Below are 21,737 nucleotides of genomic sequence, written 5' to 3' on the forward strand. Positions count from 1 at the left end.
GCAAGGTTAAGAGGCAGCGCGGTAACGCAGTAGAGAGGGCGGGGCAATAGCATTCATTCCTGCGGGGAATAAATGACCGATTCAAGGCGTTGCGCTGCCGGCCGGGACGGATGCCGCTGACGAGGGCTGATGATACATTTACTTACATCTTGTTCGATAGCATGCTCATGTTCGCCATTCGCCCCGGAGTGGCCCGAGCCCCTTTTTCAACAGAGGAATCCATCCCATGAATCGGTCTTTGCGTGGTTGGTTGTGCGCCGCTCAGGGCGTTGTCCTGGCGTTCACCCTGGTGGGCGTCGCGGCCCGCGCCCAGGAGGCGCCGGGCATGCGCATGGGCGTGCGCGGCGAGATCACCGGGATCAGCGGCGACCTGGTGCGGGTGCATGTCAACAGCGGTGAAAACGTCAGTGTCGAGCTGACCCCACAGACCCAGGTACGCGGGGTGACCCTGGCCAACATTGAGGACATCAAGCCCGGCAGCTACATCGGCTCGGCGGCACTGCCCATGGCCGACGGCACTCTCAAGGCCCTGGAAGTGCATGTCTTTCCCGCGCAGATGGCCGGCACCGGGGATGGTCATCGGCCCTTCGACCTGGCCAAGGGCAGCAGCATGACCAACGGCAGCGTCGGGGATCTGGTGGTGAGCAACGGCCGCACCCTGACCGTCAATTACAAGGGCGGGCAGCAGAAGATCCTGGTGCCGGACGATGTCCCCATCGTCAATCTCACCCCCGGGGATCGCAGCCTGCTCAAGGCCGGGGTCAAGGTGGTGATGTTCGTCACCCAGAGCGCCGACGGCAAACTCACCGCGCAGTCGATTTCCGCCGGCAAGGATGGGGTGGCTCCGCCCATGTAGGGCCGTTGCCTGCGGGGTGGAGGATTCCGCTCCGGTTCTGCGCCGCCCAGGCTTGCATTGCCAAATGTTGCAGCACGCGGGTTGCGGTGGAAGTCGCCAAAGCCTTGGTTTACGGTTTCCGGTCGTTCAATGCGCCGGGAGTGCCTTATGGAAAAGTCGACGTTCAACCCAGCCAGTGTGTTCAATTCGCTGCAATACGGTTTCAGCCAGGCGGTGGAAGTGCGGGGCGGCCGACGCCTGCTGCTGTCCGGCCAGGTGGGGGTGGATGAGCAGGAGCGGACGGTCGGCCCCGGCCTGCGGGAACAGACCGAGCAGGCCTTCGACAACATCGCAAGCGTCCTGGCCGCGGCGGGCGGCCAGATGGCGGATGTGGTGATGCTGCGGATCTACATCGCCGAAGCCGCCCGCGACCAGCAGGATCACATCAGCGCGGTGCTGCTGGAGCGCTTTGCCAGCCAGCCGCCGGCGTCTTCGTGGATTATCGTCAGCGGCCTGTCCCTGCCTGAGTGGCTGATCGAGGTCGAGGCCGAGGCGGTGCTGGAGGAGCAGCATCAGGTGGCCACGGCGGCGTTGTTCAATCCGGCACGGGCGCTCTGAACTCGCCAGCAGGCATAAAAAAAGCGACCGCCCGGGTCGCTTTTTTCATTCACCCGCGAGTGGTCATTTGGCGTTGGTGTAGATCTGGTCGAAGATCCCGCCGTCGTTGAAGTGGGTCTTCTGCACGCTGCGCCAGTCGCCGAAGGTCTTCTCCACCGAGAGGAAGTCGACTTTCGGGAAGCGGTCGGTGTACTTGGCCAGCACCTTCGGGTCCCGTGGGCGCAGGTAGTTGTTGGCGGCGATTTCCTGGCCTTCCGGCGACCACAGGTACTTCAGGTATTCCTCGGCCGCGGCGCGGGTGCCTTTCTTCTCCACCACCTTGTCCACCACCGATACCGGCGGCTCGGCTTCGGCGGACACGCTCGGGTAGATCACCTCGAACTGATCGCGGCCGAATTCGCGGGCGATCATTTCCGCTTCGTTCTCGAAGGTCACCAGCACGTCGCCGATCTGGTTGGTCATGAAGGTGGTGGTGGCGGCGCGGCCACCGGTGTCCAGTACCGGCGCCTGCTTGAACAGCTTGCCGACGAAGTCCTTGGCCTTGTTCTCGTCGCCGCCGTTCTTCAGCACATAACCCCAGGCCGAGAGGTAGGTGTAGCGGCCGTTACCCGAGGTCTTGGGGTTGGGCACAATCACTTGCACGCCATCCTTGAGCAGGTCCGGCCAGTCCTTCAGGGCCTTGGGGTTGCCCTTGCGCACGATGAACACGGTGGCCGAGGTGAAGGGCGCGCTGTTGTCCGGCAGGCGCGTCACCCAGTTGTCCGGCACCAGTTTGCCGTTGTCCGCCAGGGCGTTGATGTCGGTGGCCATGTTCATGGTGATGACATCCGCCGGCAGGCCGTCGATCACCGAGCGCGCCTGTTTGCTGGAGCCGCCGAAGGACATCTGCAGGGTGATGTTCTCGTTGTGCTCGGCTTTCCAGTGTTTCTGGAAGGCGGCGTTGTAGTCCTTGTAGAAGTCGCGCATCACGTCGTAGGACACGTTGAGCAGGGTCGGTGCGGCCTGGGCGACGCTGCCCAGGGCCAGGCCGGCCGCCAGAAGCGAAGCGCTGAAGAGTTTTTTCACTGCACATTCCTTTTGTTCGAGAGTGAAGGCAATTTGCCGCCGACTATAGCCGGGGCGCTATATCTCTTTAAAGATTAAAAAGAACTTTGCTTATTCCAGTTTCTTGAACAGCGCGTTACCGCAGCGCGAGCAGAAGGCTGCGGACGGTTCGTGGCTGTTCTTGCGGCACACCGGACAGTCATGCTTGAGCTGTTCGCCACGCATGGCGCTGGCCAGTTCCGCGGTGAAGATCCCGGTGGGCACGGCGATGATCGAGTAACCGGTGATCATCACCATGGACGAGATCATCTGGCCGATCACGGTCTTGGGCACGATGTCGCCATAACCCACGGTGGTCAGGGTGACGATGGCCCAGTAGATGCCCTTGGGGATGCTGGTGAAGCCATGTTCCGGGCCTTCGACCACGTACATCAGGGTGCCGAACACCGTGACCAGGGTGCAGACGCTGAGCAGGAACACCAGGATCTTCTGCTTGCTGCCGCGCAGGGCGTCCAGCAGGTAATGGGCCTGTTTCAGGTAGGGCGCCAGTTTGAGCACCCGGAAGATCCGCAGCATGCGGATGATACGGATGATCAGCAGGTACTGGGCGTCGCTGTAGTACAGGGCGAGGATGCCGGGGACGATCGCCAGCAGGTCCACCAGGCCATAGAAACTGAAGGCGTAGCGCAGCGGCTTGGGCGAGCAGTACAGGCGCAGGCCGTACTCGATGGCGAAGATCAGGGTGAAGCCCCATTCGATGCAGGCCAGGACGTTGGCGTAGTTGCTGTGTACCTCGTCGATGCTGTCGAGGATCACGATCACCAGGCTTGCGAGGATGATCAGCAGCAGGGCGGTGTCGAAGCGCCTTCCAGCCACCGTATCGGTCTGGAAGATCATCACGTAGAGGCGCTGGCGCCAGTTGTCGCTATTACCCATGGAAGTCGCCTGAATCAAAGATCAGCGCAGCCTAGGGGGAGAGGCCGGGGGAGCGCAAGGTGTGTTGTCCCGGGGTGTGCGATCCAGGACCCGGGTGGCGGCATGCACCAGCCAGCAGGCGATGACGAAGGGCGCGGTGAGGGGGGCAAGGCCCAGGCTGACGATCTCGGGGGTGATCAGCAGTGCCAGCGACATCCCCGCCAGGGGCCGCCACGGAGCACGGGCCTGCTGGCCCAGGGCCAGGGCCGCCAGCGCGCTGTTGTAGCCGGCCAGGCCCAACAGGGCCTGGCCCTGTTGCTGCTGCCACAGTGCCAGGGCCAGGCCGCAGGCCGAGCCGACCAGGGCCCAGGTCGCCGCCCGGCGGTTGGCCAGCAGCAGTCCGAGGAGTATCAGCAGTCCGGCCAGCGGCTGGCCGAGAAACATGATCTGGCCCAGGCCCTGGAGCAGGCCGCCCAGCAGGCTCGACAGCGACAGCTCGGGCACTGCCGGGGGGAGGGGCGCCTGGGGTTGCATCAGGCTCAGCAACAGCCAGCCAAGGCCGACGAAGGGCGCGGTATAGGCCGGCAGGCTGCGCGGCTGGCGAGCGCGCTTGAGCCATTGCTGGGTGAGGATCGCGCTGAGGCCGGCGGCGGCGATGATCAGCGGCGGCAGCAGCACCGACCAGGGCAGGTACAGGCTCAGCAGCAGACCCAGGAGCACACCGTTATAGCTGAAGAGCCCGGCTTGCCGGTCGGCCTTGGCGTAGCCCCGGCGTTGTGCCGTGAGCAGTCCGGCCAGGGCGCCAAGCAGGGCGCCCCCGAGTTGGGCCGGGGCGCCGATCAGGATCGCCAGCAGGCACAACAGGCCGCACAGCGGATGGCGCTGGAGGAAAATCTGACTGAAACCGTTGAGCAAGGCAGTGGCCCAGTCGGGGCAGAAGGCGTTGAAAGACTGTGCAGGCATGGTGGAAATCGATGGATGCGGCGACTACCGCGTGCAGCGCTCGCTCCGAGTGGCCGCCTCTTCGGGCGGCTTCCTGCAGGTCGAGTGCGCTGCGGGGCAGTGGCGGCGGGTCAGAGAAGGGTTTCGACACGCAGGGAGTTGGTGGTCCCCGGCTGGCCGAACGGCACGCCGGTGGTGATCACCACGGTATCGCCGCGCTTGGCCAGGCCCTGGGCCTGGGCGATTTCCAGGGCCGTGGCACACACCTCGTCCACCTGGCGCAGGCGGTCATTGACCACCGAGTGCACGCCCCAGGTCAGGGTCAGGCGGCGCGCGGTGGCCAGGTTCGGCGTCAGGTTGAGGATGGGCACCGATGGCCGTTCCCGGGCGGCACGCAGGGTCGAGCTGCCCGATTCGCTGTAGTTCACCAGCACCGCCACCGGCAGGATGCTGCACACCCGGCGGATCGCGCAGCTGATGGCGTCGGACACCGTCGCCTCGGCCTGGGGCCGGCTGACATCCAGTTGGGTCTGGTAGTCGGGACCGCTCTCCACCTGGCGGATGATCTTGCCCATCATCTGCACCGCTTCCAGCGGGTACTCGCCGGAGGCGGTTTCCGCCGACAGCATCACCGCATCGGCGCCTTCGGCCACGGCGTTGGCCACGTCGGTGACCTCGGCCCGGGTCGGCGCGGGCGAAAAGCGCATCGATTCCAGCATCTGGGTGGCCACCACCACGGGTTTGCCCAGCTGGCGACAGGTGCCGATGATGGTTTTCTGGATCTGCGGCACGCTTTCCGCCGGCACCTCCACCCCCAGGTCGCCCCTGGCCACCATGATCGCGTCGCTCAGTTCGGCGATTTCCCGTAGTTGGGTCACCGCTGAAGGTTTTTCGATCTTGGCCATCAGGTAGGCCTTGTCGCCGATCAGCGTGCGGGCTTCACGGATGTCTTCCGGGCGCTGCACGAAGGACAGCGCCACCCAGTCCACCCCCAGCTCCAGGCCGAAGCTCAGGTCGCGGCGGTCCTTGGCGGTCAGTGGGCTGAGGTCGAGCACGGCCTGGGGCACGTTGACGCCCTTGCGGTCCGACAGCTCGCCGCCATTGAGCACGGTGGTCTCGATGGCGTCGGCGTGCTTGGCGATGACCCGCAGGCGCAGCTTGCCGTCGTCCAGCAGCAGGTCCATGCCCGGCTCCAGCGCGGCGATGATTTCCGGGTGCGGCAGGCTGACCCGCTCGGCGTTGCCCGGGGTCGGGTCGAGGTCCAGGCGCAGCGCCTGACCCCGCACCAGTTGCACCTTGCCTTCGGCGAAGGTGCCGACCCGCAGTTTCGGTCCCTGCAGGTCCATGAGGATGCCCAGGGGATAGTTCAGTTCGCGTTCGATCTGGCGAATCCACTCATAGCGCTGCGCATGATCGGCGTGGCTGCCGTGACTGAAGTTGAGCCGGAAGATGTTGACTCCGGCCTGCACCAGTTCACGGATGTCCTCGATGCCGTCGATGGCCGGACCCAGGGTGGCGAGGATTTTGACCTTCTTGTCAGGCGTCATGTTTGGGGCTCTCGAGAATCAGGATGGCGCGGAAGTCGTTGACGTTGGTGCGGGTCGGCTCGGTGACGATCAGGTCGCCCAGCGCGGCGAAGTAGCCGTAGCCATTGTTGTTGTCCAGCTCGTCGCTGGCGCTCAGGCCCAGGGCTGCGGCGCGGGCGTAGCTGTCCGGGGTCATGATGGCCCCGGCGTTGTCTTCGGAGCCGTCGATGCCGTCGGTATCACCGGCCAGGGCGTAGATGCCCGGGTAGCCCTTGAGGCTGTCGGTAAGGCTCAGGAGGAACTCGGCATTGCGTCCGCCACGGCCATTGCCGCGCACGGTGACCGTGGTTTCGCCGCCGGAGAGGATCACGCAGGGCGCCGCCAGCGGCTGGCCGTGCAAGGCCACCTGGCGGGCAATGCCGGCGTGAACCTTGGCCACCTCGCGGGATTCGCCCTCCAGGTCGCCGAGGATCAGTGGGCTGTAGCCGGCCTGGCGGGCTTTCACCGCGGCGGCTTCCAGGGATTGCTGCGGCCTTGCGATCAGTTGGAAGTGGCTGCGCTCCAGGCACGGGTCGCCGGGCTTGACGGTTTCCGACTCGGGGCTCTGCAACCAGCTGCGCACGGCCGCCGGGACGTCGATGTCGTAGCGCTTGAGAATCGCAAGGGCCTCGGCCGAGGTGCTCGGGTCGGCCACTGTCGGGCCGGAGGCGATGACTGTCGCCAGATCGCCGGGTACATCGGATATCGCGTAGGTGTAGACCGTGGCCGGCCAGCAGGCCTTGGCCAGTCGGCCGCCCTTGATCGCCGAGAGGTGCTTGCGCACGCAGTTCATCTCGCCGATGGTGGCGCCGGACTTGAGCAGGGCCTTGTTGATGGCTTGCTTGTCCGCCAGGGTGATGCCGGCGGCGGGCAGGGCCAGCAGGGCTGAACCGCCACCGGACAGCAGGAAGATCACCCGGTCCTGTTCCGACAGGTTGCTGACCAGCTCCAGCACCCGCTTGGCCACGGCCAGGCCGGCGGCGTCGGGCACCGGGTGGGCGGCCTCGACCACTTCGATCCTGGTGCAGGGGGCGCCGTGGCCGTAGCGGGTAACCACCAGCCCGCTGACTTCGCCCTGCCAACTGTGCTCCACCACCTGGGCCATGGCCGCCGCGGCCTTGCCGGCACCGATGACGATCACTCGACCGCTGCGGTCGCTGGGGAGATGGGCTTGCAGTGCCTGTTGCGGATGGGCGGCGTCGATGGCTGTGGCGAACAGCTCACGAAGGAATTGTTGCGGATCGACCGACATGGCGGGCTCCCGGATTTCTTGTTATGGGGGGCTTGAAGCGGGTGTAGCCGCCACCTCAGGCGGCGACAAGGTCGGCAGGGCCGGTCCCTGGCCCGCCGTGAGGCGTGACCTGCGAACCTTGGTACAGCCTGGGGCAGCGGCTACATAGGGGGGTTATTTTTTCTCGCGGATCGAGAAGTTGGCCATGTGTTCCAGGCCCTTGATCAGCGCCGAGTGGTCCCAGTTGGCGCCACCGATGGCGCTGCAGGTGCTGAACACTTGCTGGGTACCGGCGGTGTTGGGCAGGTTGATGCCCAGCTCGCGGGCGCCGCTGAGGGCCAGGTTCAGGTCCTTCTGGTGCAGGTTGATGCGGAAGCCCGGATCGAAGGTGCCCTTGATCATCCGCTCGCCGTGCACTTCGAGGATCTTCGAGGAGGCGAAGCCGCCCATCAGTGCTTCACGCACCTTGGCCGGGTCGGCGCCGTTCTTCGCGGCGAACAGCAGGGCTTCGGCCACCGCCTGGATATTCAGGGCGACGATGATCTGGTTGGCCACCTTGGCGGTCTGGCCGTCACCGTTGCCGCCGACCAGGGTGATGTTCTTGCCCATGCTCTGGAACAGCGGCAGGGCGCGTTCGAAGGCCTGGCTGTCGCCGCCGACCATGATGCTCAGGGTCGCGGCCTTGGCCCCGACTTCGCCGCCGGACACCGGGGCGTCCAGGTACTGTGCGCCTTTCTCGTTGATCTTGGCGGCGAAGGCCTTGGTCGCGGTGGGGGAGATGGAGCTCATGTCGATGACGATCTTGCCCTTGCCGATCCCGGCGGCAACGCCGTCGGCACGCAGCAGCACGTCTTCGACCTGGGGCGTATCGGGCACCATGATGATGACGAATTCGGCTTCCTGGGCCACTTCCCGGGGCGAGGCCAGGGCCACGGCGCCGGCGGCGATCAGGTCGGCCGGGGCCTTGCCGTGGTGTTCCGAGAGCAGCAGCGAGTGACCGGCTTTCTGCAGGTTGGCGGCCATGGGGTGACCCATGATGCCGGTGCCGATAAATCCGATTTTAGCCATGATAAAAATCCTCTATTCAACGGGGCCTTGCAGGAGCTGGCTGGCCAGCGCAGGTGGCCGCAAGGGCGCTGCAAGGCTTGCGGGCCTGTTCGCCGGCAAGCCGGCTCCTACGCAGGTCCAGGTTCAGATTGCGTTGTGGGTTTTCAGCCAGCCAAGGCCGGCCTCGGTGGTGGTCAGCGGCTTGTACTCGCAGCCGACCCAGCCCTGGTAGCCGATGCGGTCCAGGTGCTCAAAAAGGAAGCGATAGTTGATCTCGCCGGTGCCGGGTTCGTTGCGTCCAGGGTTGTCTGCCAGCTGGATGTGGTTGATCTGGCTCAGATGGCTGGCCATGGTCCGGGCCAGGTCGCCCTCCATGATTTGCATGTGGTAGATGTCGTACTGCAGGTACAGGTTGGCGCTGCCCACCTGTTCGCGGATCGACAGCGCCTGGGCGGTGTTGTTGAGGTAGAAGCCGGGAATGTCGCGGGTGTTGATGGCCTCCATCACCAGCTTGATGCCCACCGCCTGCAGCTTGTCGGCGGCGTACTTGAGGTTGGCGACGAAGGTTTTTTCCAGCAGGGCTTCATCGGCGCCTTGTGGGCGGATGCCCGCCAGGCAGTTGACCTGGGTGTTGCCCAGGACCTGGGCGTAGGCGATGGCCAGGTCGACGCCGGCACGGAACTCCTCGACCCGATCGGGCAGGCAGGCGATACCGCGCTCACCCTTGGCCCAGTCACCGGCCGGCAGGTTGAACAGCACCTGGGTCAGGCCGTGGGCATCGAGTTGCGCCTTGATCTCGGCGGAGCTGAATTCGTAGGGAAACAGGTATTCGACACCGCTGAAGCCGGCATCGGCGGCGGCCTTGAAGCGGGCGAGGAAATCCTGTTCGGTGAACAGCATGGACAGGTTGGCGGCAAAACGCGGCATGGTGGTCTCCTGTGAAGCGGTGAAGCCTGTGGCGGGCGCCAAGGTGGCAGTCGGGCTGCCCCGGCGACCTCTCTGGACAAGAGGGCGCCCGGGGCAATCCCGGCAGGTTCGGTGAACCCGATGACAGCCTGTGGCAGCGGCTCCAGGGGTTAGTCGAGCAGGGAAATCGCGGTAGGGGCGTCGTTGCCCACCAGCGCCAGGTCTTCGAACTCGTTGACCGCGTTGATCTCGGTGCCCATGGAAATGTTGGTCACCCGCTCCAGGATGATTTCCACCACCACCGGTACCTTGTAGGTCTGGAGCATTTCCTGGGCCTGGCGCAGGGCCGGCTGGATGTCCTTGGGTTCGAACACCCGCAGGGCCTTGCAACCCAGGCCTTCGGCGACCGCCACGTGGTCGACGCCGTAGCCGTTGAGTTCCGGCGCGTTGAGGTTGTCGAAGGACAGCTGCACGCAGTAGTCCATGTCGAAGCCGCGTTGGGCCTGACGGATCAGCCCCAGGTAGGAGTTGTTCACCACCACATGGATGTAGGGCAGGTTGAACTGGGCGCCTACCGCCAGCTCTTCGATCATGAACTGGAAGTCGTAGTCGCCGGACAGCGCCACCACCTGGCGATTCGGGTCGGCCTTGACCACGCCCAGGGCCGCGGGAATGGTCCAGCCCAGCGGGCCGGCCTGGCCGCAGTTGATCCAGTGGCGCGGCTTGTAGACGTGGAGGAACTGCGCGCCGGCAATCTGCGACAGGCCGATGGTGCTGACGTAGCAGGTGTCCTTGCCGAACACCTGGTTCATCTCTTCGTACACGCGCTGCGGCTTGACCGGCACGTTGTCGAAGTGGGTCTTGCGGTGCAGGCTGGCCTTGCGCTGCTGGCAGTCATGCAGCCAGGCGCTGCGGTCCTTGAGCTTGCCGGCGGTCTGCCACTCGCGGGCCACTTCCAGGAGCACGGTCAGGGCGCTGCCGGCGTCGGAGACGATGCCCAGGTCCGGGGTGAATACCCGGCCGATCTGGGTTGGCTCGATGTCCACGTGGATGAACTTGCGGCCTTCGGTGTAGACGTCCACCGAGCCGGTGTGGCGGTTGGCCCAGCGGTTGCCGATGCCCAGCACGGCGTCGGACTTGAGCAGGGTGGCGTTGCCGTAGCGATGGGAGGTCTGCAGGCCGACCATGCCCACCATCTGCGGGTGATCGTCGGGGATGCTGCCCCAGCCCATCAGGGTCGGGATCACCGGAATGCCGGTCAGCTCGGCGAACTCCACCAGCAGCTCGCTGGCATCGGCGTTGATCACGCCGCCACCGGCCACCAGCAACGGACGCTCGGCCTGGTCCAGCAGGGCCAGGGCTTTCTCGGCCTGGACTCGGGTCGCGCTTGGCTTGGCCAGGGGCAGGGGCTGGTAGGCGTCGATGTCGAACTCGATTTCCGCCATCTGCACGTCGAACGGCAGGTCGATCAGTACCGGGCCGGGGCGGCCGGAGCGCATTTCGTAGAAGGCTTTCTGGAAGGCGTAGGGCACCTGGCCCGGCTCCAGCACAGTGGTGGCCCACTTGGTCACCGGCTTGACGATGCTGGTGATGTCCACTGCCTGGAAGTCTTCCTTGTGCAGGCGGGCGCGGGGGGCCTGGCCGGTGATGCAGAGAATCGGGATCGAGTCGGCCGAGGCGCTGTACAGACCGGTGACCATGTCGGTGCCGGCCGGGCCGGAGGTGCCGATGCACACGCCGATGTTGCCGGCCTTGGTGCGGGTGTAGCCCTCGGCCATGTGCGAGGCGCCTTCAACGTGGCGGGCGAGGACGTGATCGATGCCGCCGACCTTCTGCAGCGCGGAATACAGCGGGTTGATGGCGGCACCCGGGATGCCAAAAGCGGTATCGACCCCTTCGCGGCGCATCACCAGAACGGCGGCTTCGATTGCTCTCATTTTGCTCATGGTTTTGTGCCTCTTACGTTTTGTAATTGTATACAAGTGGCTTTCCGCAAAGTGTATTCACGGCGAGCGACGCAGGTCAATTGATTTTCTTGAACTACAGTTGCTTTTGCGCAAGCCCCGATAAACCGGCGTCCATTTGTCGCACGTACCGACTTTTGCGATTTATTGTATACAAAATACAAATTCATTGTGTTCTATTTGTCGTATCGGACTTCTCCTACAAGAAGCTTCCCTCGGGCTTTCTCAATAACAAGATAAGGACGGCACCCATGAGCGCTTTAACCTTGAAAGTCGCAGTCAACCTGGCCAATCAGGCCATCAGTGCGGGGCGCCAGATCAGCGCGGCGCCCCTGACCATCGCCGTGTTGGACGCCGGTGGCCATCTGGTGACCCTGCAACGCGAGGACGGCGCGAGCTTGCTGCGTCCGCAGATCGCCATCGGCAAGGCCTGGGGCGCGATTGCCCTGGGCAAGGGGTCGCGCCTGCTGGCCCTGGACGCGCAGCAGCGCCCGGCGTTCATCGGTGCGTTGAATGGCCTGGGGCAGGGCAGCGTGGTGCCGGCACCGGGCGGGGTGCTGATTCGGGATCAGGCGGGGGCGGTGATTGGGGCGATCGGCATCAGTGGCGATACCTCGGACATCGACGAGCAATGCGCCATCAGCGCGATCGAAGCTCAGGGCCTGGCGGCGGACGCCGGCGTCAGCGCGTAGTCCTCAACCTTGCGGGCCCGGCCCCGGCCTGTAGCCGCTGCCGAGCCCGCGAGGCTGCGAAAAGGTCCGCAGGACCTTGCTGGTGTCTTGATATTTCTGCGCGCAGTTTGCAGCAACAACAGAAATGCACGGGAAGGGGCACAAACGCGATCAGCGATCCGGTTCGCAGCCCTTGAGCACCAGGCGGATGATGGTCTGCGCCGCGGCCTCGTAGTCTTCTTCGGTGAGCTTGGCCTTGCCGGTGACCACCGAGATCTGCCAGTCGAAGTCGGCGTAGGTCTGGGTCGCGGCCCAGATGCTGAACATCAGGTGGTTGGGGTCGAGCGGGGCGATCAGGCCGCGATCGATCCAGGTCTGGATGCATTCGATGTTGTGCTTGGCCTGGGCGTTGAGCTGTTCCACCTGCTCCGGGCTCAGGTGCGGCGCGCCATGCATGATTTCGCTGGCGAACACTTTGGAGGCGAACGGCAGGTCGCGGGAGATGCGGATTTTCGAGCGGATGTAGCCGCTGAGCACTTCGCTGGGCACGCCATCGGCATTGAACGGCGTGGAGGCCTGGAGAATCGGTTCGATGATGCTTTCCAGCACCTCGCGATAGAGGTTTTCCTTGGACTTGAAGTAGTAGTAGACGTTGGGTTTGGGCAATCCGGCCTTGGCGGCGATGTCGCTGGTCTTGGTCGCGGCAAAGCCCTTGTCGGCAAACTCTTCGCTGGCGGCCCGCAGGATCAGTTCTTTATTGCGCTCGCGGATGGTGCTCATAAACCGGGGGATTCCTTGCCTGTTCGGGCGGTTGCGCATGGTAGCACCGGCTTTGCGAGAGGCTCAAGAATGCCGGGTAGGGCCTGCTTTTCCTGCTTGCGCGCGCTCGCTGCACGGTCGGTGGCGCGGTATGCTGCGCGCCTCATTTTCATGCAGGAAGCCTGGCCCATGGCAGGAAGCAGTTTGCTGGTATTGATCGACGACATCGCCGCGGTACTCGATGACGTGGCCTTGATGACCAAGATGGCGGCGAAGAAGACCGCCGGCGTATTGGGCGACGATCTGGCACTTAACGCTCAGCAGGTTTCCGGGGTGCGCGCCGAGCGGGAACTCCCCGTGGTCTGGGCAGTGGCCAAGGGCTCGTTTCGCAACAAGTTGATCCTGGTGCCGGCGGCCCTGGCCATCAGTGCCCTGGCGCCCTGGCTGGTGACGCCGTTGCTGATGGTCGGTGGTGCCTACCTGTGTTTCGAAGGCTTCGAGAAGCTGGCGCACAAGTACCTGCCCCACGGCGACGATGCGGCCGAACATGAGCAGACCTTACAGGCGCTGGCAGACCCTCAGGTGGATCTGGTGGCCTTTGAGAAGGACAAGATCAAGGGCGCGATCCGTACCGATTTCATCCTTTCCGCAGAAATCATCGCCATCACCCTGGGTACGGTGGCGGGTGCTTCCCTGAGCCAGCAGGTGGTGGTGCTGTCGGGGATTGCGATCGTCATGACCATTGGTGTCTATGGCCTGGTGGGCGGCATCGTCAAGCTGGACGACCTGGGACTGTGGCTGGCGCAGAAGCCGGGCGCCCTGGCCAGGGGTATCGGCGGCGCTATTCTGCGGGCAGCGCCCTGGATGATGAAGAGCCTGTCGGTGATCGGTACGGCGGCGATGTTCATGGTCGGCGGCGGCATCCTCACCCACGGCGTGCCTGCCGTGCATCATCTGATCGAAGGTCTGGCCCAGCGCAGCGCCGGGTTCATCGGCGGCGCCTCGGTGATCATGCCGACCCTGCTCAATGCGGTGGCCGGGATTATTGCTGGCGCAGTGGTGCTGCTGGCCGTGAGCCTGATTGGCAAGGGCTGGCGTGCGCTGCGCGGCTGAGGCCTGACTCACCCCGTGGCTGTTATGACAGCCAGCGGCTTGGCGTAGAGCGATTGATGGCGCCCGCGATGCCCGGTGAACTGCACTTGCGTGGGTTGTGCTGTGAGGATGTGTCGCCCCGCCGGATGGCGGGGCGAGGCGGGATTACTCGGCGATCTGCAGCTTGCGCGCTTCGGTGTACACGTAGCGCACTTTTTCGTACTCGAACGGCGAGTTCAGCTGGCCATAGCGGAAGCTGGTCTGGTAACGCTTGTCGACCCCGCGCAGGACCCAGATTTCCGGATGATTGCTGCTGACTTCCGAAACGTTGAGGAAGTTGATCGCCGATTCGGTGGTGTAGTCCACCGCCAGCCCCGCGGTGTCCCGCAGGTTCGACGGACCGAGGATCGGCAGCACCAGATAGGCCCCCGCGGGCACGCCATAGAAGCCCAGGGTCTGGCCGAAATCTTCGGTTTGGCGCGGCAGGCCCATCTTGGTCGCCGGGTCCCACAGGCCGGCGACACCGATGGTGGTGTTGAGCAGCAGGCGCGCGGTGGTTTCCATCGAGCGCTGGCCCTTGAACTGCAACAGGCTGTTGACCAGGTTGGGCACGTCACCGAGGTTGTTGAAGAAGTTGCTCACTCCGCTGCGCAGGAAGCCCGGTGTCACATAGCGGTAGCCGTCCACCACCGGCAGGAACACCCACTGGTCGAAGCGGTAGTTGAAGTGGTAGACCCGACGGTTCCAGGACTCCAGCGGGTCGTAGACATTCAGCGCATTGAGGGTTGAACGCTCGAATTCGCGCTGGTCCAGCCCCGGGTTGAACTTGAGCCTCTTCAACGGCTCGGTGAAGCCGTCGGGATCGGGCGTGACCGGGGTGTTGGCCTTGCTGTTGTCGGCTTGGGCATAGCCTGCGCAGAACAACGCAGCGATAAGCAGGAGATGTTTAGCCACGGAAGAACTCCAGCATGGCGTCGCTGTTGACGCGGTAGTTGAGGTTGCCGCAATGGCCGCCATGGGGGTAGACGGTCAGGCGGTCGCCAAAGGTCTTGCGCAGGAAGCCCAGGTCGCCAGGGCCGAGGATCACGTCGTCGGCGTTGTGCATCACGGCAATCTTCGGGCTGGCCTTGAGGTAGTCCTGCAGGGCGTAGAGGCTCACCTGGTCGATCAGTTGCAGCAGGCTTCCGCCGTCGGTGCGGGCGCGCCACATGGGGATCACCTGCTCGGTCAGGTAGCAGTCGAAGTCGCACTGCAGGGCGCGCTTGAGAAACGGCGTGAGGCTGGTGCCTTCGCGGATCGGGTACTTGGGCGGGGTGATCAGGCCACGACGGTTGATCAGGTCCGAGGTGAAGGCGATGTCCGCCGCCGAGAAGCGGAAGGAGGTGCCGATCAGCATCGCCATCTGTTCATTGCTCAAGTGCTGCTTGGACTGCTGGAAGTCATAGAGCAGGGCATCGTTGAGGTCGATATAGCCCTTCTGCTGGAAATAGCGGGTCAGCTTGCCCAGCACCAGTTCATAGAAGGTGGTGCTGTTGTTGATGCCCTTGACCTCGGTTTGCACCAGCTTGTCGAGGTTGGTGATCGAGGTGTAGAGGTTGACCGGCGGGTTGAGCAGCAGGACTTTCTTGAAGTTGAAGCTGCGCCGGGTCTCGTCCAGCTTGCTGACGAACGCGGCGTCCAGGGCGCCGAGGCTGTAGCCGGTGAGGTAGAACTCGGTGATCGGCAGCTTGGGGTGCTGGGCGCGCACGGCCTGCATGACCCGGTACATGTCTTCGGCGTCTTCCTGGGTCACCCCGGGGGTGGCGAAGCGCGAGGCGGCGCTGATGAAGTCGAAACTGGTGGGCGAGGACAGCTGCACCACGTGGTAGCCGGCCTTGTAGTAGAGCTTCTTCAGGTATTCGTTGAGGCTGCTGTCATAGCGCGCCCCGGTGCCGGCGATCAGGAAGATCAGCGGCGCGGCGTGATCCTGGGTGGCGATGCGGTAGGTGAGTTTCTTCACCGCCCAGAAGTTGTCCGGGAGGATGAACTCGCGTTCCGGGCGCAGGGTCAGGCTGTAGTCCGACTGGCGGATGTCCTCGTTTGCGGGCAGTTCCGGGCGCAACTCCGGCGGCGTGGTGGCGATGGTGGCTTCGAACGGGTTGGTCAGCGGGTAGCCATAGCTGGCCGGGTCGACATCGACCGCCAGCGCGGACGCACTCAGGATAAGGCCGCCAAGCAGGGCAGCGAAGCGCAAGGAACGAAGCATGACTGTATCCCTAGAAGGAAGGTGCCGAATGAGGTTTGCAGGCTATGACCACCGCGCTGCTGCCGAAGTGCCATGGGGTGGCACAAATTTCCCCTGCCGCAGGCGTGTCGAAGGTTGCTGGTAGGCGGACGATACACGTTGCCACTATTTGCTGAACAGTTATCTGTGCGTCGCCCTTGCCAAGCGTTGGTGGAGGATTATGCTGGGCGCCGTTTTGACTATTCGGAGTGTTCCATGTCTCGCCGCTTGCCCGTGATCGTGCTGCTCATCGTCCTGCCGTTGTGGCTGGCCGCCAGTTATGGCTTGCGCTACGGCTTTATGGAGGATGCGCGCTGGGTGGGCGCCTGTGTCGAGGAGGCCGCGCGCTGGGAATGCTCGCTGCGTTCCAGCCTGGGCTGGATGATCCACTTCAAGGTGCTGGGCTGGAGCGCCCTGGGTACCGCGCTGCTGGCATTTGTCCTGCCGGGGCGCAGCGGCTGGTGGCTGGCGGTGCTGGCGTTGCTGGCCGGCATTCCGGCCCTGGCGTTGTACAACACCACCTTGGCGGTGTTCGCGGTGGTGATTGGTGCATTGCGTCTGGTGCGGGCTGCGTGATCCTGAAGTGGCGGCCGCGGGCGCAATCCAGGCGTCCCGCGGCCAACAGGCCAAGATTCAGGCGAGACGGGCCCTGAGGCTGCGCCACAGCGCGGCCACCATCAGCAGGCTGACCAGGGCCCAGCCCCAGGCCTGTTGGTTGGCCAGGCCTTCCTGGTACAGCTGGGGAGCGATGCCGGCACCCAGGATAAAGGTCAGCAGGGCAATTTCGCGGCGCGGGACGCGGACCGGGCGGCACAGGTAGACCAGCGCCGGCAGCACCAGGGCCGCGCTGGGGAAGCTGCGGTAGCGTGGGTCGAACACCAGTTCCAGCATCATGACTGCAGCGGCGAAGCCCGCTGCCGCCAGAAGCCAGCCGGCCCGTTGTTCCAGGGCGTTGAAGGCCCGTTGGCGCCAGCCTTGGCGAGGGCTCAGTGTCAGTGCGGCGTGGCTCAGAACCAGCAGGTTCAGGCCCAGCAGCAAGGCGGCCCACACCCACTCCCCGGTGAAACGGCTGGTGACCCGTGCCAGTTCGGCCCAGGTGCCGATGGCGCAGGCCGCCAGCGCCCCCAGTAGCGGCAGCAGCAGTGCCGCGCGCCGGGTCCGGACCGGTCCGCCCAGCACCAGGGTGCCGAGGAAGATCACGCCGCCCACGCCCAGCCACAGCGGCCAGTAAGGCAGGTTGGAAACCGGGCCGGCGAGGATGCCCTTGTCCTGGCGATCGGCGTCGAACAGTCCCCAGTAGCCGCCCACCGCACCTTCGCTGGCGCGTTTCCAGGGTTGGTCGAAGGCTTCGATCAAGTTGTAGTGCCAGCCGTTGTGCTCTGCCAGGGCCACGAAGCCGCGAATGAACTTGGCTTCGTTGACCCGGCTCGGCACTGCGGTTTCGCGCTGGCGGCCTTCGCTGGGCCAGCCGGTTTCACCGATCAGCACGTCCTTGGGGGCGAAACGGTTGCCGAACACCTGGCGCACCTCGGCCACGTGGTTGAGGGCGGCGTCGATGTTCGATGGATCGTCTTCCCAATAGGGCAGCAGGTGGATGGTGAGGAAGTCCACCGCCGGGGCGATTTCCGGGTGCTTGAGCCAGAACTCCCAGACGTCGGCGTAGGTCACCGGCTGCTTGACCCCGGCCTTGACCTTGAGAATCAGCCGCGCCAGTTGGGCGCCGGTGACTTCCTTGCGCAGCAGGGCTTCGTTGCCGACGATCACCGCGCTGACCACGTCCGGGTTGGCGTTGGCCGAGGCGATCAGCAGGTCGACTTCTTTTTCGGTGTCCACCGGGTTGCTGTTGACCCAGGCGCCGATCATCAGCTTCAGGCCGTGCTTGCGCGCCAGCTCGGGCAGGGCTTCGAGTCCGGTCATGGAGTAGGTGCGGATGCATTCGAACCGTGTGGCCAGCAGCGCCAGGTCGGCATCCATGCGCTCGGGGCGCAGTGCGAACGGCTGGTCGAAGGGCGACTGATCCTTGTCGAACGGCGTGTAGGACGCACATTGCAGTTTGTGGCTGGCGCTGGCGACGTCGGGCAGATGCACTGGCTGGCCAAGGCCGTACCAGTAGCCGCAAAGGGCCAGCAGGCCGATCAGGCAGGCAAACAGATAAGCAGGGAAGGGGAAGCGGGCGGAGGCGGACATGGTCAGGCCATAGCAGAACAAAGCCCGGCATCTTACCCGTATTTGTCCGGGGCTTGGTGGTCGGCATGCTGTAGCCATGCAAAGTTCGGGCGGGCCTGCGGCATGGGATCGGCGGCGGGCCGGTTAATGGCTATCTGATGTCGTTGCTGGTTGTCTTGAGGTCGCAGACAGAGCAGGTCGCGGGCGAAGGCAGGTTGATGATCGAAGCATCAGTACTCCGCTGATGATCGAACGCGTTCGCGGTGAGGCGTGATGGGGGCGCTGTGCACCATAACCATACGTTGACGTGCCTGGCAGCCGCCTGGCACTGCACTATTCGGGGAAGTAACGATGAAGATGCGACGACTCTTAGGCGCAGGTGCCGCACTGGTACTTGCCATCAGCTCCACTCTGGCCAGTGCCGACAGCAAGACCCTGAGCATCGGCTACGTCGACGGCTGGTCCGACAGCGTGGCGACCACCTATGTGGCCGCGGAGGTGATCAAGCAAAAGCTCGGTTATGACGTCAAGCTGCAAGCGGTTGCGACTGGGATCATGTGGCAGGGCGTGGCCACCGGCAAGCTCGATGCCATGCTCTCGGCCTGGTTGCCGGTGACTCATGGTGAGTACTGGGCCAAGAACAAGGACAAGGTGGTGGACTATGGCCCCAACTTCAAGGACGCCAAGATCGGTCTGATCGTGCCCGAGTACGTCAAGGCCAAGACCATCGACGACCTCAAGACCGACACCAGCTTCAAGAACAAGATCGTTGGCATCGACGCCGGGTCCGGGGTGATGCTCAAGACGGATCAGGCGATCAAGGACTACGGCCTGGACTACAAGCTGCAGGCCAGTTCCGGTGCGGCGATGATCGCCGAGCTGACACGTGCCGAGGAAAAGCAGGAGTCCATCGCCGTGACGGGCTGGGTGCCGCACTGGATGTTCGCCAAGTGGAAGCTGCGTTTCCTTGAAGACCCGAAAGGCGTCTACGGCGCTGCTGAAACCGTCAACAGCATCGGCAGCAAGGGGCTGGAGAAGAAGGCGCCGGAAGTGGCGGCGTTCCTGAAGAAGTTCCAGTGGGCGTCCAAGGATGAAATCGGTCAGGTCATGCTGGCCATTCAAGACGGCGCAAAACCGGAGGCAGCGGCCAAGGACTGGGTTGGCAAGCACCCGGAACGCGTTGCCGAGTGGACGGCTAAATAGCCGCCAGGCGTCTAGATAGAGGGTCCCGGGGCCGCCCGCTGCTTGCAGCGGGCGGCCCTTGTTTTTTTCGCGGGGAAAATTGGCGAGCTGGCTAATGTCGTTCTAATACTAAGGTCGTCTGGAACCTGCTCCATAGCCGCATAGAGTGGACGAAGGTCTGTTGACGCTTGGTGGCGAGCCGCGTTGCTGGGCCAGCTTGTGCGAGGCAAGGCGCGGGATGCTGCCAATGGTTATTCCCTTGGCAAATCCCGCAACGCAGCCTCGCGCAAGTTGGCACGCAACCGAAGGGACGGGGTCCACTTGGTGCAGGGCTGCGTTTCTCGGAGCTTATTTGGAACAACCAAACTGCGCTCCTCGCGCCTTGCCCTGCACCAAGTGGATCACCGTCGCGGTCGTCACCAAGCGCCAACAGACCCTAGGTTCCACCTAAAATCTGTGCTGCGAGGATAAAAACAATGAACGACAGCATTTACCTCTCGATTCAAAACAGCCCGCGTTTCAAGGAGCTGGTCAGCAAGCGAGAGCGGTTCGCCTGGATTCTCTCGGCGATCATGCTTGGGCTTTACTCGGGTTTCATCCTGTTGATCGCCTATGGGCCCCAGATCCTGGGCGCCAAACTCAGTCCGACGTCATCCATCACCTGGGGTATTCCCATTGGTGTCGGCTTGATTGTCTCGGCCTTCGTCCTGACGGCCATCTATGTGCGACGCGCCAACGGTGAGTTCGACGAGCTGAACAACGCGATCCTGAAGGAGGCTCAGCAATGATCCGACGTCTATTCGCAGCACTCGGTCTTGCCGCTTTCGCTCCCGCCCTCTGGGCCGCAGACGCTTTGACAGGCGAAGTCCACAAGCAACCCCTCAACGTTTCGGCGATTGCCATGTTCGTGGTGTTCGTCGGGGCTACGTTGTGCATCACCTACTGGGCCTCCAAGCGCAACAAGTCGGCTGCCGACTATTACGCGGCGGGCGGCAAGATCACCGGCTTCCAGAATGGCCTGGCGATTGCCGGTGACTACATGTCCGCGGCGTCCTTCCTGGGGATTTCCGCCCTGGTGTTCACTTCCGGCTATGACGGCCTGATCTACTCCATCGGCTTCCTGGTGGGCTGGCCGATCATTCTGTTCCTGATCGCCGAGCGCCTGCGCAACCTGGGCAAGTACACCTTTGCCGACGTGGCGTCCTACCGCCTCGGGCAGACCCAGATCCGTACCCTGTCGGCCTGCGGCTCGCTGGTGGTGGTGGCGTTCTACCTGATCGCGCAGATGGTGGGTGCAGGCAAGCTGATCCAGCTGCTGTTCGGCCTCGACTACCACGTGGCGGTGATTCTGGTGGGGATCCTGATGTGCCTGTATGTGCTGTTCGGCGGCATGCTGGCCACCACTTGGGTGCAGATCATCAAGGCGGTGCTGCTGTTGTCCGGCGCGTCCTTCATGGCGCTGATGGTGATGAAGCACGTCAACTTCGACTTCAATACCCTGTTCTCCGAGGCGATCAAGGTTCACCCCAAAGGTGAGGCGATCATGAGCCCGGGCGGCCTGGTGAAGGATCCGATCTCGGCCTTCTCCCTGGGTCTGGCGCTGATGTTCGGTACCGCCGGCCTGCCGCACATCCTCATGCGCTTCTTCACCGTGAGCGATGCCAAGGAAGCCCGCAAGAGCGTGCTCTACGCCACTGGTTTCATCGGCTACTTCTACATCCTGACCTTCATCATCGGCTTTGGCGCGATCCTGCTGGTGAGCACCAATCCGGCCTTCAAGGATGCGGCGGGTGCCTTGCTCGGCGGTAACAACATGGCGGCGGTGCACCTGGCCAATGCGGTGGGTGGCAGCGTGTTCCTCGGCTTCATCTCGGCAGTGGCCTTCGCCACCATCCTGGCGGTTGTGGCGGGTCTGACCCTGGCGGGCGCCTCGGCGGTGTCCCACGACCTGTATGCCAGCGTGATCAAGAAGGGCAAGGCCAACGAGAAGGACGAGATCCGCGTTTCCAAGATCACTACCGTGGCCTTGGGTGTGCTGGCCATCGGCCTGGGCATTCTCTTCGAAAGCCAGAACATCGCGTTCATGGTGGGCCTGGCGTTCTCCATCGCCGCCAGCTGCAACTTCCCGGTACTGCTGCTTTCCATGTACTGGAAGAAGCTCACCACCCGCGGCGCCATGGTTGGTGGCTGGCTGGGCCTGGTCAGTGCGGTGGCGCTGATGGTCCTCGGTCCAACCATCTGGGTGCAGATCCTGCATCACGAGAAGGCGATCTTCCCGTATGAGTACCCGGCGCTGTTCTCGATGATCATCGCCTTCATCGGTATCTGGTTCTTCTCCATCACCGACAAGTCGGCTTCGGCAGTCAACGAGCGGGCCCTGTTCTTCCCGCAGTTCGTGCGTTCGCAGACCGGTCTGGGTGCCAGTGGGGCGGTGTCGCACTAAGCGAGAGGGTGGCATCGGCTTCTATATAGAAGCTGCGTAATGGCGAAATGCCTCGGTCGAGAGACCGGGGCATTTTTGTGTCCGCTCGTCCTGT

Annotated in this window: 20 protein-coding genes; 8 read left to right on the forward strand and 12 right to left on the reverse strand. The window is 64.0% G+C overall.

Annotated features, from left to right (window positions below; genetic code table 11):
• The first annotated feature begins 226 nt into the window (after positions 1-226).
• Both POS17_RS08475 and POS17_RS08480 read left to right on the forward strand, forming a co-directional pair.
• Positions 227-856: a DUF5666 domain-containing protein gene (locus tag POS17_RS08475; protein WP_060838171.1), complete on the forward strand. Its 630-nt coding sequence runs from the start codon at positions 227-229 to the stop codon at positions 854-856.
• Between the two features lie 147 nt (positions 857-1,003).
• The gene (locus tag POS17_RS08480) at positions 1,004-1,453 is read left to right on the forward strand and encodes a RidA family protein (protein WP_060838172.1); all 450 of its coding nucleotides are present in this window, start codon (positions 1,004-1,006) and stop codon (positions 1,451-1,453) included.
• Positions 1,454-1,516: 63 nt separating this feature from the next.
• Here the strand turns inward: POS17_RS08480 and POS17_RS08485 are convergent, their stop codons facing one another.
• The 8 genes from POS17_RS08485 to gcl form a co-directional block, all read right to left on the reverse strand.
• Positions 1,517-2,518, reverse strand: coding sequence for a sulfate ABC transporter substrate-binding protein (locus POS17_RS08485; RefSeq protein ID WP_060838173.1), 1,002 nt, complete (start codon positions 2,516-2,518; stop codon positions 1,517-1,519).
• A 90-nt stretch (positions 2,519-2,608) separates the two neighbouring features.
• Positions 2,609-3,433, reverse strand: coding sequence for an ion transporter (locus POS17_RS08490; protein ID WP_060838174.1), 825 nt, complete (start codon positions 3,431-3,433; stop codon positions 2,609-2,611).
• 21 nt (positions 3,434-3,454) lie between these two features.
• Positions 3,455-4,375 (reverse strand): urea transporter, encoded by a 921-nt coding sequence (locus POS17_RS08495; protein ID WP_060838175.1) that lies wholly within the window; start codon positions 4,373-4,375, stop codon positions 3,455-3,457.
• 110 nt (positions 4,376-4,485) lie between these two features.
• Complete coding sequence (gene pyk / locus POS17_RS08500; protein WP_060838176.1) at positions 4,486-5,901, reverse strand: pyruvate kinase; 1,416 nt, start codon at positions 5,899-5,901, stop codon at positions 4,486-4,488.
• Positions 5,891-7,171: a glycerate kinase type-2 family protein gene (locus POS17_RS08505; RefSeq protein ID WP_060838177.1), complete on the reverse strand. Its 1,281-nt coding sequence runs from the start codon at positions 7,169-7,171 to the stop codon at positions 5,891-5,893. The genes pyk and POS17_RS08505 overlap by 11 nt, the downstream gene beginning before the upstream one ends.
• Before the next feature lie 153 nt (positions 7,172-7,324).
• Positions 7,325-8,218: a 2-hydroxy-3-oxopropionate reductase gene (locus POS17_RS08510; protein ID WP_060838178.1), complete on the reverse strand. Its 894-nt coding sequence runs from the start codon at positions 8,216-8,218 to the stop codon at positions 7,325-7,327.
• Between the two features lie 123 nt (positions 8,219-8,341).
• The gene (hyi, locus tag POS17_RS08515) at positions 8,342-9,124 is read right to left on the reverse strand and encodes a hydroxypyruvate isomerase (protein WP_060838179.1); all 783 of its coding nucleotides are present in this window, start codon (positions 9,122-9,124) and stop codon (positions 8,342-8,344) included.
• 149 nt (positions 9,125-9,273) lie between these two features.
• Positions 9,274-11,049, reverse strand: a complete 1,776-nt coding sequence (gene gcl / locus POS17_RS08520; RefSeq protein WP_060838180.1) for a glyoxylate carboligase — start codon at positions 11,047-11,049, stop codon at positions 9,274-9,276.
• A 269-nt stretch (positions 11,050-11,318) separates the two neighbouring features.
• Between gcl and POS17_RS08525 the strand changes: the two genes are divergently transcribed.
• A complete protein-coding gene (locus POS17_RS08525; RefSeq protein ID WP_016968076.1) occupies positions 11,319-11,759 on the forward strand; it encodes a GlcG/HbpS family heme-binding protein in 441 nt (146 codons plus the stop codon).
• A 150-nt stretch (positions 11,760-11,909) separates the two neighbouring features.
• On the opposite strand, the gene POS17_RS08530 is transcribed toward POS17_RS08525, so the two are convergent.
• Positions 11,910-12,518 (reverse strand): TetR/AcrR family transcriptional regulator, encoded by a 609-nt coding sequence (locus POS17_RS08530; protein WP_060838181.1) that lies wholly within the window; start codon positions 12,516-12,518, stop codon positions 11,910-11,912.
• Positions 12,519-12,686: 168 nt separating this feature from the next.
• On the opposite strand from POS17_RS08530, the gene POS17_RS08535 reads away from it, so the two are divergent.
• Positions 12,687-13,610, forward strand: coding sequence for a DUF808 domain-containing protein (locus POS17_RS08535; protein WP_060838182.1), 924 nt, complete (start codon positions 12,687-12,689; stop codon positions 13,608-13,610).
• Between the two features lie 144 nt (positions 13,611-13,754).
• Here the strand turns inward: POS17_RS08535 and POS17_RS08540 are convergent, their stop codons facing one another.
• Both POS17_RS08540 and POS17_RS08545 read right to left on the reverse strand, forming a co-directional pair.
• On the reverse strand, positions 13,755-14,543 hold the full coding sequence (locus tag POS17_RS08540; RefSeq protein ID WP_060838183.1) for an MlaA family lipoprotein: 789 nt from the start codon (positions 14,541-14,543) through the stop codon (positions 13,755-13,757).
• The gene (locus tag POS17_RS08545) at positions 14,536-15,834 is read right to left on the reverse strand and encodes a serine/threonine protein kinase (RefSeq protein ID WP_060838184.1); all 1,299 of its coding nucleotides are present in this window, start codon (positions 15,832-15,834) and stop codon (positions 14,536-14,538) included. Before POS17_RS08545 ends, POS17_RS08540 begins: the two co-directional genes overlap by 8 nt.
• Positions 15,835-16,068: 234 nt before the next feature.
• Between POS17_RS08545 and POS17_RS08550 the strand changes: the two genes are divergently transcribed.
• Positions 16,069-16,428 (forward strand): hypothetical protein, encoded by a 360-nt coding sequence (locus POS17_RS08550; RefSeq protein ID WP_060838185.1) that lies wholly within the window; start codon positions 16,069-16,071, stop codon positions 16,426-16,428.
• A gap of 57 nt (positions 16,429-16,485) precedes the next feature.
• On the opposite strand, the gene POS17_RS08555 is transcribed toward POS17_RS08550, so the two are convergent.
• Positions 16,486-18,039, reverse strand: coding sequence for a glycoside hydrolase family 17 protein (locus POS17_RS08555; RefSeq protein ID WP_060841900.1), 1,554 nt, complete (start codon positions 18,037-18,039; stop codon positions 16,486-16,488).
• Positions 18,040-18,369: 330 nt separating this feature from the next.
• Here POS17_RS08555 and POS17_RS08560 point away from each other — a divergent pair, with 330 nt between their 5' ends.
• The 3 genes from POS17_RS08560 (at position 18,370) to POS17_RS08570 (ending at position 21,643) form a co-directional block, all read left to right on the forward strand.
• The gene (locus POS17_RS08560) at positions 18,370-19,221 is read left to right on the forward strand and encodes a glycine betaine ABC transporter substrate-binding protein (protein WP_060838186.1); all 852 of its coding nucleotides are present in this window, start codon (positions 18,370-18,372) and stop codon (positions 19,219-19,221) included.
• A gap of 455 nt (positions 19,222-19,676) precedes the next feature.
• Entirely contained in the window at positions 19,677-19,988 is a 312-nt protein-coding gene (locus POS17_RS08565; protein WP_016968084.1) for a DUF485 domain-containing protein, read from the forward strand.
• Complete coding sequence (locus POS17_RS08570) at positions 19,985-21,643, forward strand: cation acetate symporter (RefSeq protein ID WP_060838187.1); 1,659 nt, start codon at positions 19,985-19,987, stop codon at positions 21,641-21,643. The genes POS17_RS08565 and POS17_RS08570 overlap by 4 nt, the downstream gene beginning before the upstream one ends.
• The last annotated feature ends 94 nt before the right edge of the window (positions 21,644-21,737 follow it).

The organism is Pseudomonas sp. Os17 (genome assembly GCF_001547895.1).
GTDB lineage: Bacteria > Pseudomonadota > Gammaproteobacteria > Pseudomonadales > Pseudomonadaceae > Aquipseudomonas.